This window comes from Pseudomonas sp. B21-036 (assembly GCF_024748925.1).
In the GTDB taxonomy this organism is placed as follows: Bacteria; Pseudomonadota; Gammaproteobacteria; order Pseudomonadales; family Pseudomonadaceae; genus Aquipseudomonas; species Aquipseudomonas palmensis.
Genome location: NZ_CP087178.1, coordinates 1,928,481 through 1,942,596, shown reverse-complemented (window position 1 = coordinate 1,942,596; position 14,116 = coordinate 1,928,481). Strand labels below are relative to the sequence as shown.

Here is a 14,116-nt window from a genome sequence, read left to right as displayed (position 1 = left end):
GAATGTCGCCTGGGCAGAACCGGGCGATTGCGCGTGGGTACAAGGGCACCTCCAAAAACGAACGCGAGCAGGTGAAATTCAACTGACTGTGCAGTCTGTTCTCGACGCTTGCGCGCAAAACCCGTGGGTCATTGTTTGTCGTGGCGTGTAAACTCCACTACAAAGGCGGGTCCTGGCGTAACTGCCCTGCTTTTTGCCTGGTTTTTAGGGGTGCTCCTGCATCCGACGGTCAGCCTACGGCGAGCGTAAAACCGCCCGTATCTTGACCGTAACGCCCAATCCGGTCAATACGGCAAACCAGCCAGCTTCAAGCCGTGCGTCTTTGATTTTACTGGGCTGCGGCAAATTCAAACAAACGTTTGTATTGGACCTCGCAAGTGGTGTAGATATAATGCGCGGCCAAGAGAAAGCGGTGTAGTCCGTCATCACCCGAGCTACACACCCGGGTACTTCGAAATGACCGCCTGACACCCGCCAACAAAGAAAAACCGATGAGCCTTGAGTAGGAGAGAACCTGTGGAACGCGAATACATGGAATTCGACGTGGTCATCGTCGGCGCTGGCCCGGCAGGCCTGTCCGCCGCCTGCCGACTGAAGCAGAAGGCCGCCGAAGCCGGTAATGAAATCAGCGTCTGCGTGGTCGAGAAAGGCTCCGAGGTCGGTGCACACATTCTCTCCGGTGCGGTGTTCGAGCCGCGTGCCCTGAACGAACTGTTCCCGGACTGGAAAGAACTCGGCGCGCCACTGAACACCGAGGTCAAGCGCGACGACATCTACGTGCTGCGCGACGCCAGCAGCTCGGTCAAGGTGCCCGATCTGTTCGTGCCCAAGACCATGCACAACGAAGGCAACTACATCATCTCGCTGGGCAACCTGTGCCGCTGGCTGGCCCAGCAGGCCGAGAACCTGGGCGTGGAAGTCTACCCAGGCTTCGCTGCCCAGGAAGCGCTGTTCGATGAAAACGGCGTGGTCCGCGGGATCATCACCGGCGACCTGGGTGTCGACCGCGAAGGTAACCCCAAGGAAGGCGTATACACCCCCGGCATGGAACTGCGCGGCAAGTACACGCTGTTCGCCGAAGGCTGCCGTGGGCATATCGGCAAGCAACTGATCAAGCGCTTCGACCTGGACAACGCCAGCGACGTGCAGCACTACGGCATCGGCCTCAAGGAAATCTGGGAAATCGACCCGGCCAAGCACCAGCAAGGCCTGGTGATCCACACCGCCGGCTGGCCGCTGGACGTGATGAGCACCGAGAACACCGGCGGCTCGTTCCTGTATCACCTGGAAAACAACCAGGTGGTGGTCGGCCTGATCGTCGACCTGTCGTATGCCAACGCCTACCTCTCCCCGTTCGACGAGTTCCAGCGCCTCAAGCACCACCCGGTGCTCGCCCAGTACCTGGAGGGTGGCAAGCGCATCAGCTATGGCGCCCGTGCCCTGGCCAAGGGCGGCCTGAACTCGCTGCCGAAAATGGTATTCAAGGGCGGCGCGCTGATCGGCTGCGACCTGGGCACCATGAACGTGGCCAAGATCAAGGGCAGCCACACCGCCATGAAGTCCGGCATGCTCGCAGCCGAAGCGGTGGCCGATGCGCTGCTGGCCGGTAGCGAGGGTGGCGACGAACTGACCGCCTACGTCGACGGCTTCAAGGCCAGCTGGCTGTACGAAGAACTGTTCGCCAGCCGCAACTTCGGCCCGGCGATGCACAAGTTCGGCCCGATGCTCGGCGCGGCATTCAACTATGTCGACCAGAACTGGTTCGGCGGCAAGCTGCCGTTCACCCTGCACGACACCAAGCCGGACTACGCCTGCCTCAAGCTGGCGGCCGACTCGAAGAAGATCGATTACCCCAAGCCCGATGGCAAGTTGAGCTTCGACAAGCTGAGCTCGGTGTTCCTCTCCAGCACCAACCATGAAGAAGAGCAGCCGTGCCACCTGAAGCTGACCGACCCGAGCATCCCGATCGGCACCAACCTGCCTTTGTACGACGAACCGGCGCAGCGCTACTGCCCGGCCGGCGTATACGAGGTGATCAGCCAGGAAGACGGCAGCAAGCGCTTCCAGATCAACGCCCAGAACTGCGTGCACTGCAAGACCTGTGACATCAAGGACCCTTCGCAGAACATCACCTGGGTGACCCCGGAAGGTGCTGGCGGCCCGACTTACCCGAACATGTAAGTACAGCCCACAAAAAAAGCCCCCACGCCTTGCGGCGCTGGGGGCTTTTTCGTGAAGGCGTTCGAGCAAACGGTCTCACACCTTCGCCAACACCAGTTCATCCCCGGCCCGCAGGTCCTCCCGCGCACTGAAGTACACCGCCGTGAGCAGGCCCACCGTGCCCATCAGCAGGCAGAACCCCACACACACCCATGGGCTCCACGGCATCAGCGCAATCAGCATCAGCGGCGTGGTGCTGGCCCACAGCGCATAGGCCAGGTTGTAGGTAAAGGAAATCCCCGACACGCGAATGGCCGGCGGAAACAGCCCGACCATCACCGACGGCACCACCCCCACTACACCACAGGCCAGCCCTGCCAGCGCATAGGCCACCCCGGTCCAGCCCCAGCCGCCGATCAGGCTGGCATACAGCGCCCCCACTCCCAGCGGCAGCAACAGGCTATAGACCATCAGCGCGCGCCAGGCACCTACCCGGTCTACCAGCAAGCCGGCCAGCACGCAACCGATGTTCAAGAACACGATACCCAGCGCGCTCAGGGCGAAGGTGTCGGCCGCGCTCATGCCGAAGCGCTGCTGCATCACCGTCGGGGTAATCACCACCAGCACCACCACCGCCGAGGTCAGCACGCAGGTCAGCAGGGCCGCCGGCACCAGCGCGCGGCGGTGCTCGCGCAGCACCGTGCGCAGCGGGAAGGCCACCGGTTGTTCACGCCGCTCGCGCAGCGCCAGGAACACCGGCGTCTCGCTCAGCCAGCGGCGCAGCCACACCCCGATCACGCCGAACACCCCGCCCAGCAAGAATGGATAGCGCCAGGCGTAGTCCAGAATCTCCTGGGCGGTGAACACCTGGGCCAGCGCCGTGGCGGTCAGCGCGCCCAGCAGGTAGCCGAACGTCAGCCCGGCCTGCAGAAAACCCAGCGCATAGCCCCGCCGCCCGGCCGGCGCATGCTCGGCGACGAAGGTCCAGGCGCTTGGCACCTCGCCGCCCACCGCCGCGCCCTGCAGAATGCGCAGGCCCAGCAGGATCAGCGGCGCCGCGTAGCCGATGTCGGCATAGGTCGGCATCACCCCGATCAGCAGGCACGGCAGCGCCATCATCAGGATGCTCAGGCTGAAGACCTTCTTGCGCCCCAGGTGATCGGCAAAATGCGCCATCAGGATGCCGCCCAGCGGCCGCGCCAGGTACCCGGTGACGAAGATCCCGAAGCTCTGCAGCAGACGCAGCCACTCCGGCATCTCGGGCGGGAAGAACAGCTGGCTCAGGGTCAGCGCGAAGAACACGAAGATGATGAAATCGTAGATCTCCAGCGCACCGCCCAGCGCCGCCAGGCCCAGGGTCTTGTGGTCGTCGCGCGAAAGCCGCAGCGGGCGCGCAGGGTTGGTGGCAGTCATAAAGGCATCCGCTTCGATAGGCTCACTGCGCGCAGCAAGGCGCGCCAGGACAGGCGCAGAGCATACCAAAAAGCGGCGAACGGCTCAGGCCTCGCGAGGGAACACCGTATGCCCCATGTTCAGGCGGCGCATGGGGGGCGCGTTACCAGCAGGCCTGTACCCGGGGTTGGGCAACTGCCCCAGCAGCAGTGGGGCATCGATGATAGCCATGAAGGACTGCAGGGCCTCGTTGTCGGGCACCTTGGGCAGGCTGACGCTCACCGCCTGACGCTGGCCAGCAGGCACCGCAGGTACGCGAAGGTGTTGCGACTCATACAGCAGCACATGCTGGATCTGCGTACTCACGCGACAGAACCGCTCCAGATCGACCCCCACGTGGCTGGCCAGGTCGATATTTCCGACCAGCAGACTGAACGGCAAAAGCGCGTTCTGCACCAGGCGCTGCAGGTCGTCGAAGGTCTCGACAGGGGCAATCCGGTAATACCCCAGGCCGTTGAGCATCTTCTCCAACTGCAGCAGTTGGATGGGGTGCTCATCGGCAATCAGGATTCGCATGGACTTGTCGGGCATCGGAAGGGCCTGGATAGAGAGCATGGAAGACATTCCTTGACCGCTACTACGCCACGATAAACCTCAGGCTGCGACAGGCATTACGTCAGGTGACGGATCTGATAGATAGTTGTAGGGAAATGCCGGGAAATCAAGGCGCAGCCTCAATTGTTTGTTGCTGACCAGTGCATCAGACGGAATTTTGGCGCATCCGCGCCCGGCAATGCTTCATGGCATTGACGATATTTTTTTCCACCAGACTGCGAGAAATTCCGAGTCTTTCGGCAATTTGCTGGTGAGAAAGCCCCTCCAGCTTGCGTAGAAGGAAACTGTCCCGGCACCCAGGGCTTAGTTCCCCCAACGCCTGCTGCATCAGCTCCAGTCGGCGATCCATGTCCATGCGCTGGCAGGGCGCCGGCGAACGGAATGCCTCGTCGGTGTCGAGCACTTCCAGCGGCTCGTTGTGCCGCACCTGACTACGCCGATGGTCGTCGATCACCAGATTCAGCGCGGTACGGTAGAGAAAGGCCCGCGGATACTCGATCTGCTGTTCGCCATGTCGCTCGAGCACTCGCACATAAGCGTCGTGGGCCACGTCCTCGGCCGCCTGGCGACTGCCCAGCCGAACACACAGAAAGCTCACCAGTTCGCGATAGTAGTTTTCCAAAACGACACCTGGCCAGGATTCGGCGCTAAAGCGCCGAGAATGGAGAATCAGGGTGAAGCCAGTAGGCAACAATACAAATTATTATTATTCTCAGCAACCTCCGTCACGCCTCGCAGATTACCCGACTGCACGGCCTGCGACCCTGAATGTGCACCGGTAAATTCCTGCGCATATAGCTCGTCTAACGAGGAGCCCCCGTGCCTGCGCTGTCTACGCCAGCAACTCGCGGGTCAACCCTTCTGGCTGGAAGCCCGCATGACACGTCTTATGAAAAATCGCCGCCTGTTGCTCTGCGGCCTCGGCCTGCTCGCCGCCGGCAGCCTGGCAGCCTGGCAAACCCTGCCATTGGGTGGTGAGCCCTCGAACACCATCAAGGTCACCCGCGCCGACATCGAAAGCAGCGTGACAGCACTCGGCACCCTGCAGCCACGCCGCTATGTCGATGTCGGCGCCCAGGCCTCGGGACAGATCCGCAAGTTGCATGTGGAAACCGGAGACCACGTCGAGGAAGGCCAACTGCTGGTCGAGATCGACCCTTCGACCCAGAAGGCACGCCTCGATGCAGGCCGCTATTCGATCGAGAACCTCAAGGCCCAGCTGCAGGAGCAGCGCGCCCAGTACACCCTGGCCGAGCATCAGCTCAAGCGCCAGCAGCAACTGGCCGCCAGCGGCGCTACCCGCGAAGAGGATGTGCAGACCGCACAGGCACAATTGAAAGTCACCCAGGCACGCATCGGCATGTTCCAGGCGCAGATCCTGCAGGCCCAGGCCAGCCTGCGCAGCGACGAGGCAGAGCTGGGCTACACGCGTATCTACGCGCCGATGTCCGGCACGGTGGTCGCCGTGGATGCGCGTGAGGGCCAGACACTCAACGCGCAGCAGCAAACACCGCTGATCCTGCGCATCGCCAAGCTGTCGCCGATGACCGTATGGGCTGAGGTCTCGGAGGCCGACATCGGCAACGTCAAACCCGGCATGCAGGCCTACTTCACCACCCTGGCCGGCGGCAAGCGCCGCTGGAGCAGCACCGTGCGCCAGATCCTGCCGGTACCGCCCAAGCCGCTCGACCAGATCAGCCAGGGCGGTGGCAGCCCCACCAGCTCCAGAGCCTCCGGCGGTGGGGGCAAGGTCGTGCTGTATACCGTCCTGCTGGACGTGGACAACGTCGACAATTCCCTGATGGCGGAAATGACCGCCCAGGTGTTCTTCGTCGCCGGCCAGGCCAGCAACGTGCTCACCGCCCCGATCGTGGCGCTGGAACCCGATGCCCGGCAAAACGACATGCGCCTGGTCCAGGTACTGCACCCCAACGGCAAGGTCGAGCAACGCCAGGTTCGCGCCGGCCTCAGCGATCGCCTGCGCGTGCAGATCCTCGAAGGCCTGGCCGAGGGCGACACCCTGCTGATCGGCGCGCCCGCCGCCAGTGGAGGCTGAATGTCCACACCCCTGATCGAACTGCGCGACATACGCAAATCCTACGGCGGCATCGACACGCCCAAGGTCGAGGTGGTACGCGGTATCAGCCTGGCCATCCAGCCCGGTGAGTTCGTTGCCATCGTCGGGGCTTCGGGCTCGGGCAAGTCGACCCTGATGAACATCCTGGGCTGCCTCGACCGCCCCACCAGCGGCCAGTACTACTTCGCCGGCAAGGATGTCGCCGAACTGGACAGCGACGAACTGGCCTGGATCCGTCGCGAAGCCTTCGGCTTCGTGTTCCAGGGCTACCACCTGATCGCCTCCGGGTCGGCCCAGGAAAACGTCGAGATGCCGGCAATCTACGCCGGTACCCCTGCCGCCGAGCGCCATGCCCGCGCGGCCGGGCTGCTGGCCCGACTGGGCCTGGCCACCCGCACGGGCAACCGTCCGCACCAGCTGTCCGGCGGTCAGCAGCAACGTGTCTCGATTGCCCGCGCGCTGATGAACGGCGGCCACATCATCCTGGCCGACGAACCCACCGGCGCCCTCGACAGCCAGAGCGGCGCCGAAGTGATGAGCCTGCTCGACGAACTGGCAGGCCAGGGCCACGTCGTGATCCTGATCACCCATGACCGCGAAGTCGCCGCGCGCGCCAAGCGCATCATCGAGATCCGCGACGGCCTGATCCTAAGCGACTCGGCCAACGCGGCGGCGCCAGCGCGCGCAGCGGTGGCCAGCCTGAATGCAGACGACCTGCGCCAGCGCCTGGACCGCGGCGCCACCCAGAGCGGGGCCTGGAAAGGCGAGCTCATCGAAGCCCTGCAGGCCGCCTGGCGCCTGATGTGGATCAACCGCTTCCGCACCGCCCTGACCCTGCTCGGCATCGTCATCGGCGTGGCCTCGGTGGTGGTGATGCTGGCCGTCGGCGAAGGCAGCAAGCGCCAGGTCATGGCGCAGATGGCCGCCTTCGGCTCCAACATCCTTTACCTCAGCGGCAGCGAGCCGACGCACAACGCCCCCGCCGGGGTGGTGACCCTCGACGATGTGGCAGCAGTGGCGCAGTTACCACAGGTGAAGATGATCATGCCGGTCATCGGCAGCGAACTGACGGTGCGTTACGGCAACAGCAACCAGCGCTTCTACGTCGGCGGCAACAACACCCACTTCCCCGAGATCTTCAACTGGCCGGTGGTCGAAGGCAGCTTTTTCACCGACGCTGACGAACATGCTGCCGCAGCCGTCGCGGTAATCGGTCACAAGGTCAAGGAAAAACTCCTCAAGGATGCCGGCGACCCTATTGGCCAGTACATCCTGATCGGCAACGTGCCCTTCCAGGTCATCGGCATACTTGCCGAAAAAGGTTCCAGCTCCGGCAACCAGGACAGCGATGGCCGCATCGTGGTGCCCTACTCCGCCGCTGCCGTGCGCCTGTTCGGCAGCCGCGATCCGGAGTACGTCACCATCGGCGCAGTCGACTCGGGCCGGGTCAAGGAAACCGAGCAGGCCATCGATCACCTGATGCGCCGCCTGCACAACGGCAAGCATGATTTCGAGCTGACCAACGATGCGGCGCTGATCCAGGCCGAGGCCCGCACCCAGAACACCCTGTCGCTGATGCTGGGCGCAATCGCAGCCATTTCGCTGCTGGTGGGCGGCATCGGGGTGATGAACATCATGCTGATGACCGTGCGCGAACGCACTCGCGAAATCGGCATCCGCATGGCCACCGGCGCCCGCCAGCGCGACATCCTGCGCCAGTTCCTCAGCGAGGCGGTGCTGCTGTCGATGGTCGGTGGCATCACCGGCATTGCCCTGGCGCTGTTGATCGGCGGCGGCCTGCTGCTGGCCGACATTGCCGTGGCCTTTACCCTGGGCGCCATGCTTGGCGCATTCACCTGCGCGGTCATCACCGGCGTGGTATTCGGTTTCATGCCCGCACGCAAAGCCGCCCGTCTCGATCCGGTCAAGGCCCTCACCAGTGAATGAACCTCCGATGAAACCGCTCTTGAGCGCATTGAGCCTGGCCCTGCTGCTCAGTGCCTGCAGCACTCCACCCACCCCGCCTGACATCGGGTTTGCCCCGCCACAACAGTGGCAGTCAGCCAACACCCAGGCGGTGCGCGACAGCAACCGCGCCTGGTGGCGCAGCTTTGCCAGTCCCGAACTCGACCAACTGATCGCACAGGCCGACAGCGGCAGCTACGACATTGCCGCTGCCATCGCCCGCGTGCGCCAGGCCCGTGCGGCGCGCACCATCGCTGGCGGCACGCTGCTGCCCGAAGTTGGCGCAGCCCTGGCCGGCAATCGCGAAAAACAGATGCACCACAACGGCTACGGCACCTCCAGCAGCACCAACGACCGAGAATCGGTCAGCTACAGCGCCAGCTTCAACGCCAGCTACGAGGTCGACTTCTGGGGCGGCAATGCGGCGGCACGCGACAGTGCCGAGCAGGCCCTCAAGGCCAGCGAGTTCGACCAGGCTACCGTCACCCTGACCCTGTTCAGCAACGTGGCCAGCTTCTACCTGCAGGCCCTGGCCCTGGACGAACAGCAGCGTATCGCCAGCCTCAACCTGGCCAACGCCCAGCAGGTACTGGAGGTGGTACGCGCCAAGTACAACGCGGGCTCGGCAACTGCACTGGAGCTGGCCCAGCAGCAAGTACTGGTCGCTGCGCAACAGCGACGGCTGCCGTTGCTGCGCCAGCAGGCCACCGAGGCCCGCATCACCCTGGCCGCGTTGCTGGGCAAGCCGGTGCAGGCCCTCACCCTGCACGCCAGCGATTTCAACCGCATCGCCGCCCCTGGCATCGATGCCGGGTTGCCCAGCGACCTGCTCAGCCGCCGGCCAGACATCGCCGCGGCCGAGGCTCGCCTGGCAGCGGCCAAGGCCGACGTGCAGGTGGCGCGCGCCGCGATGCTGCCCAAGTTGACCCTGACTGCCGGCCTGGGCTCCGGCGCCAACGTCGCCGCCGACGTGCTGCGCAACCCGTTCTACAGCCTGGCGGCCGGCCTCAGTGCGCCAATCTTCAACAATGGGCGGCTCGGTGCCGAACGCGACAAGGCCACCGCCGTGCAGCAGGAACTGCTGGAAAAATACCGCGGCGAACTGATCAACGCATTTGCCGATGTCGAAAAGGCCCTCAACAGCATCGACGGCCTCGATCGCCAGCGCCAATGGCAGCGCGTCGAGCTGAACCAGGCCCAGCAGGCCTTCGACATTGCACGCACACGCTACGAGGCAGGCGCCGAATTGCTGCTCAATGTACTGGACGCGCAACGCAGCCTGTACGAAAGCCAGGACGAGGCCGTGCTGCTGCATCTGCAGCGACTGCAGGCCAGCATCGCCCTGTACAAGGCTGTGGGAGGGGGGTGGCAGGTGCAATGACTGCACCTGCCCTCAGGTGCGACGCGTGACCACCAGGTGACGCGCGTACCAGGGCCGTTGCGGCACCCGGCGCAGCAACCCCTTGAAACGCTGCTTGTCCTTGGTATTGGCGACGATCACCCGCAGCGCCAGCTTCATGGTCTCCGGGTCCATCTCCACGCTCTTGCCCGGCTGCAGGCCTGGCGTGGTGCTGCAACCATGGGTCACAGGGCCCAGCCAGGGCTGCCTGATATCGACCCAGCGCCCCTTGGCGAACCACGGCACGCCATTGACCCGGTTGCGCGTCACCTGGCCGGGGTGGAAGCGTTCGTGGGCGCGGAACCAGTCTTCGATACGGTCATCGATCCAGCCATGGAACAGCCAGAACACAGGGTTCACATGGGAGGAAAACGGATCGCCGAGAAAGTCGTTTTCGGGCCCGTACCAACGCGCCGAGAAGTCGTCCAGGTCACGCGCCATGGGTACTGGCGCACCGTTGGACGGGTCACGCGGCACCGACGCCCAGCGCATGTGCAGCCAGTCATGCAGGCCCAGCTCCATCTCCGAGCCCAGCTGTCCCAGCGTCAGGCGCGACAGGTAGCGCGGGTCGCGGTACTGCGACTCCCATACCTCGAAATTGCTGTGGTAGGTCTCGGCACTCTTGATGTCACTGACCCACTGGGTGTACTCGGCATCCCCCGGCGCCAGCCAGGTTGGCGGCACCGCACAGCCATCATGGTTGTCGAAGTAGCGCGCAAAGCCCAGGCGGTCGCGTTCAAGCTCCGGCTGTGGCGCCGGAAAGCGCGGCCAGGAAGGCAGGTCCTGCAACCCCCGCGCGGTCTGCAGCATATGTCGATGCATGAACAGAAAATCCACCCCGGAGCCATTGCGGTCCTTGGTCGGCCCCCGCGCATCGCGCTCGCGCTCGCGCGTTCCCGGCTGCCAGCCAAGCCCGCGCAAGGCATTGCGCTTGTCTTCGGGCAACGAGTGCCACTGGTCACGCGAAGCGTGCCAGAGTTGGTGAAACAACCTGTGCTCGTCGGAAATCAGCCAGTTCAGCAGGGCCGGCTGCAAGCCGATGCGCTCGCGTGCTTCCGGGAACAGCTTGCGGGTGGCGACAAAACGGTTGTCCTGCTGTACCAGGGCAAGGCTGCGGTCCAGGCGCGCAATGCGCCCGGTAAGCGTGCCGCTGCCGGCATTGGCAAACTCACCCCACACCTCATCCAGCACCATGCTCAATTCGTAGACCGGTTGCTGCAGCCCCTGCTCCCGATCGAAAAGACGCCACGTCAGCTCCCCCGCTCCCGGCGTGGCCAGGTCGCCCAGCAGGCTGTAGCGCGGGGCCGCGGGGGCACGCAGGGCCTGCGCGGTGTCGATGAAACCGCGAACCGCGCGCCCGCGCGGTGCAATGTCGATGAACACCTCCAGGTCATGCGTGGCCAGGCCGTCCAGTCCCGCATCGCGCCCTTCCAGGCGCAGGCTCCACACCCCGCGCAACTGATCGGCCAACTGGCGTCCTGCCGTATCCGGCAGCTCGACCCTGGCTTCCCCCGGGGTAACCGGATGCTCGGGTCGCGTCAGTTCCTTGTGCACGTACAACGCAGCAGGCACCGCAGCACCGGTCAGTGCCAGGCCTGCGACAAATCCTCGTCGAGATATCGTCATTGCCCTACCTGTATCAGCCTGGAAGCAGGCTTTATCCAAGCTAGGACGTAGGCTTGAAGGTTAAATTTAGTGTCGGCGCCACACCCGGTGCCGGATAAATTAATCGGCCCTGCGCTCGTTCTTCCTGGGGAGCACACCGCGTACCGTCCCTGCCTGCGTGCAGCGATCCGCCCCTCATGGAGACCCCAGATGATCCCGACCCCCTGGCGCAACGCACTGGCCCTTGGTGCCCTGCTCGCCTGCCTGATGCCCGCCGCACACGCCGCCGTACCGCCCCCGGGCGAGGTGTTCCAGGACTGCAAGGACTGCCCTGAAATGGTCGTGCTGCCCAGCGGCAGCTTTACCATGGGCACCCCTGATGACGAAGTCGGCCGCCAGCCCGACGAAGGCCCGCTGCACCAGGTGACCTTCAGCAAGCCATTTGCCGTCAGCCGCTTCACCGTGACCATCGGCCAGTGGCAGGCATTTCTGCGCGACACCGGCTACAAGATGCCCGACGCCGATGACCGCCCCGGCCGCAAATGCAGCGCCGGCAACCCCAGCTACCCGACCACCGCGCGTCACCCCGCCGTCTGCATGACCTGGCACGAAGCGCAGCGCTACATCGACTGGCTGTCGAACAAGACCGGCAAGCCCTACCGCATGCTCAGCGAGTCGGTACGCGAGTACGCCGCACGTGCCGGCAGCACCGGCCCCTTCCCGTTCCCCTTCGACGAAGGCAAGGAATACAGCATCGCCAGGCATGCCAACACCTACGGGCCTGAAGACGGCTTCAGCTTCACCGCCCCGGTGGGCAGCTTCCCCCCCAACGCCTTCGGCATGTACGACATGCACGGCAACGTCTACGAATGGGTCGCCGACAGCGTGCATGACGATTACGTCGGCGCACCCACCGATGGCAGCGCCTGGATTGACTCCAAGCCGAGCGACCCCACCTGCGACTACCGGCACATCCGCGGCAACGACTGGACCGAAGCGCCGATCTTCTCGCGCTCAGGCAACCGCAACGACCGCTGTTCGGACAACGCCGGCGACTGGCTGGGCTTTCGTGTGATGCGCGACCTGTAGCCGACCGGCCAGGGCGCCGGTGCCGCGCCGGCGCCCTCACTAAATCCCCCGCGCATCCACTCGTCCAGTTTCAGACAGCCCGCCGTGCGCGGGTCCACTCGCCCTTAGCACGTAGCCACGTCGCGACCGAGGTAGTTTCATGACCGCAGCACCGCGTAGCGCCATTCGCGAACTCTTCAGCCTGCTCAGGCCTTACCGCGCCATCGTGATCGCCTCGATCGCGCTGGGTATCGTCGGAGGCCTGAGCGTCACCGCCCTGCTGGCCACCGTCAACCAGGGCCTGCACGATGCCGGCGGCATGGGCAAGGGCGTGGTCCTGGCGTTTACCGGGCTATGCGTTCTGGCCCTGCTCAGCACCATCGTGGCCGATATCGGCAGCAACTACGTCGGCCAGAAAATCATCGCCAAGCTGCGCAAGGACCTGGGCGCCAAGGTGCTCGCCGCACCGATCGAGCAGATCGAGCGCTACCGTACCCACCGCCTGATCCCGGTGCTGACCCACGACGTCGACACCATCAGCGATTTCGCCTTTTCGTTCGCGCCACTGGCCATCTCGCTGACCGTGGTGATCGGCTGCCTGGGCTACCTGGCGATGCTGTCCTGGCCGATCTGCCTGATGACCCTGATCGCCATCGGCATCGGTTCGGCGGTGCAGTTCTTTGCCCAGCGCCGCGGCGTCAAGGGTTTCCATGCCGCGCGCGACGCCGAGGACAACCTGCAGAAGCACTACCAGGCAATCGCCGAGGGCGCCAAGGAACTGCGCATCCACCGCCCACGCCGCCACGCCATGTTCACCCGCAACATCCAGGGCACCGCCGACTTCATCTGCGATACCCATGTACGCGCCATCAACATCTTCGTGATCGCCAAGAGCCTGGGTTCGATGCTGTTCTTCGTGGTCATCGGCCTGGCCCTGGCCCTGCAGGCGTTCTGGCCGGCCAGCAACCCCACCGCGCTGAGCGGCTTCGTGCTGGTACTGCTGTACATGAAAGGCCCACTGGAGAACCTGATCGGCAACATCCCGATCATCAGCCGGGCGCAAATCGCCTTCCGCCGCATCGCCGACCTGGCCGAGCGCTTCTCCTCGCCCGAGCCACACCTGCTGCTCAGCGCTGCAGAAAAGCCCGCAGGCGCCTTCGAGGGCCTGGAAATGCGCGACGTTCAATACAGCTTCCCGGCGGCACCCGGCGCCGCGCCCTTCCGCCTGGGGCCGGTCAACCTGAACATCGAGCCCGGCGAGATTCTGTTCATCGTCGGCGAGAACGGCTGCGGCAAGACCACCCTGATCAAGCTGCTGCTGGGCCTGTACACGCCGCAACAGGGCATGGTGCTGCTCAACGGCAAGGCTGTTGATGCGCCTGGCCTGGACGATTACCGCCAGCTGTTCACCACCATCTTTGCCGACTACTTCCTGTTCGACGAACTGGTGCAGCGCGAAGGCGCCTTGCCCGACGATGCCGCGCAGTACCTGGAACGCCTGGAGATCGCGCACAAGGTCAGCGTGCGCGACGGCGCCTTCACCACCACCGACCTGTCCACCGGCCAGCGCAAGCGCCTGGCCCTGGTCAATGCATGGCTCGACGGGCGCCCGGTGCTGGTGTTCGACGAGTGGGCCGCCGACCAGGATCCGACCTTCCGCCGGATCTTCTACACCGAGCTGCTGCCCGATCTCAAACGCCTGGGCAAGACCATCATCGTGATCTCCCACGACGACCGCTATTTCGACGTGGCCGACCAACTGGTGCGCATGCACGGCGGTCGTGTGGTCAGCGAAAAAGTCTTCGCCTGAATGCCTTGAACCGGCGAGCGCACCG

10 protein-coding genes are annotated in these 14,116 nt (G+C 64.6%); 6 read left to right on the top strand and 4 right to left on the bottom strand.

All coding sequences use genetic code 11. The features are described 5' to 3' along the window. The first annotated feature begins 516 nt into the window (after positions 1-516). A complete protein-coding gene (locus LOY33_RS08575; RefSeq protein ID WP_043863152.1) occupies positions 517-2,181 on the top strand; it encodes an electron transfer flavoprotein-ubiquinone oxidoreductase in 1,665 nt (554 codons plus the stop codon). A 75-nt stretch (positions 2,182-2,256) separates the two neighbouring features. Here the strand turns inward: LOY33_RS08575 and LOY33_RS08570 are convergent, their stop codons facing one another. The 3 genes from LOY33_RS08570 to LOY33_RS08560 all read right to left on the bottom strand — a co-directional run bounded on the left by LOY33_RS08570 (position 2,257) and on the right by LOY33_RS08560 (position 4,789). Then, positions 2,257-3,573: an MFS transporter gene (locus LOY33_RS08570; protein ID WP_104572884.1), complete on the bottom strand. Its 1,317-nt coding sequence runs from the start codon at positions 3,571-3,573 to the stop codon at positions 2,257-2,259. 84 nt (positions 3,574-3,657) lie between these two features. Further along, a complete protein-coding gene (locus tag LOY33_RS08565) occupies positions 3,658-4,143 on the bottom strand; it encodes a histidine kinase (protein ID WP_104572885.1) in 486 nt (161 codons plus the stop codon). 169 nt (positions 4,144-4,312) lie between these two features. Next, positions 4,313-4,789, bottom strand: coding sequence for a sigma-70 family RNA polymerase sigma factor (locus LOY33_RS08560; RefSeq protein ID WP_104572886.1), 477 nt, complete (start codon positions 4,787-4,789; stop codon positions 4,313-4,315). Positions 4,790-5,044: 255 nt separating this feature from the next. Between LOY33_RS08560 and LOY33_RS08555 the strand changes: the two genes are divergently transcribed. Genes LOY33_RS08555 through LOY33_RS08545 form a run of 3 tightly spaced genes read left to right on the top strand, consistent with a single transcriptional unit; the run spans position 5,045 to position 9,590 of the window. Beyond that, the gene (locus LOY33_RS08555; RefSeq protein WP_258662451.1) at positions 5,045-6,223 is read left to right on the top strand and encodes an efflux RND transporter periplasmic adaptor subunit; all 1,179 of its coding nucleotides are present in this window, start codon (positions 5,045-5,047) and stop codon (positions 6,221-6,223) included. After that, positions 6,224-8,191, top strand: a complete 1,968-nt coding sequence (locus LOY33_RS08550) for a MacB family efflux pump subunit (protein WP_258662450.1) — start codon at positions 6,224-6,226, stop codon at positions 8,189-8,191. 7 nt (positions 8,192-8,198) lie between these two features. Further along, a complete protein-coding gene (locus LOY33_RS08545; protein ID WP_116053344.1) occupies positions 8,199-9,590 on the top strand; it encodes an efflux transporter outer membrane subunit in 1,392 nt (463 codons plus the stop codon). Between the two features lie 12 nt (positions 9,591-9,602). Here LOY33_RS08545 and LOY33_RS08540 read toward each other — a convergent pair whose 3' ends face one another. Then, positions 9,603-11,234 (bottom strand): twin-arginine translocation signal domain-containing protein, encoded by a 1,632-nt coding sequence (locus LOY33_RS08540; protein ID WP_258662449.1) that lies wholly within the window; start codon positions 11,232-11,234, stop codon positions 9,603-9,605. Positions 11,235-11,423: 189 nt separating this feature from the next. Between LOY33_RS08540 and LOY33_RS08535 the strand changes: the two genes are divergently transcribed. Together LOY33_RS08535 and LOY33_RS08530 are read left to right on the top strand one after the other, a co-directional pair. After that, the gene (locus LOY33_RS08535) at positions 11,424-12,302 is read left to right on the top strand and encodes a formylglycine-generating enzyme family protein (RefSeq protein ID WP_258662447.1); all 879 of its coding nucleotides are present in this window, start codon (positions 11,424-11,426) and stop codon (positions 12,300-12,302) included. A gap of 139 nt (positions 12,303-12,441) precedes the next feature. After that, positions 12,442-14,091 carry a cyclic peptide export ABC transporter gene (locus LOY33_RS08530; protein ID WP_104572892.1) on the top strand — a complete coding sequence of 550 codons (1,650 nt, stop codon included), beginning with the start codon at positions 12,442-12,444 and terminating at the stop codon, positions 14,089-14,091. Positions 14,092-14,116 lie beyond the last annotated feature (25 nt).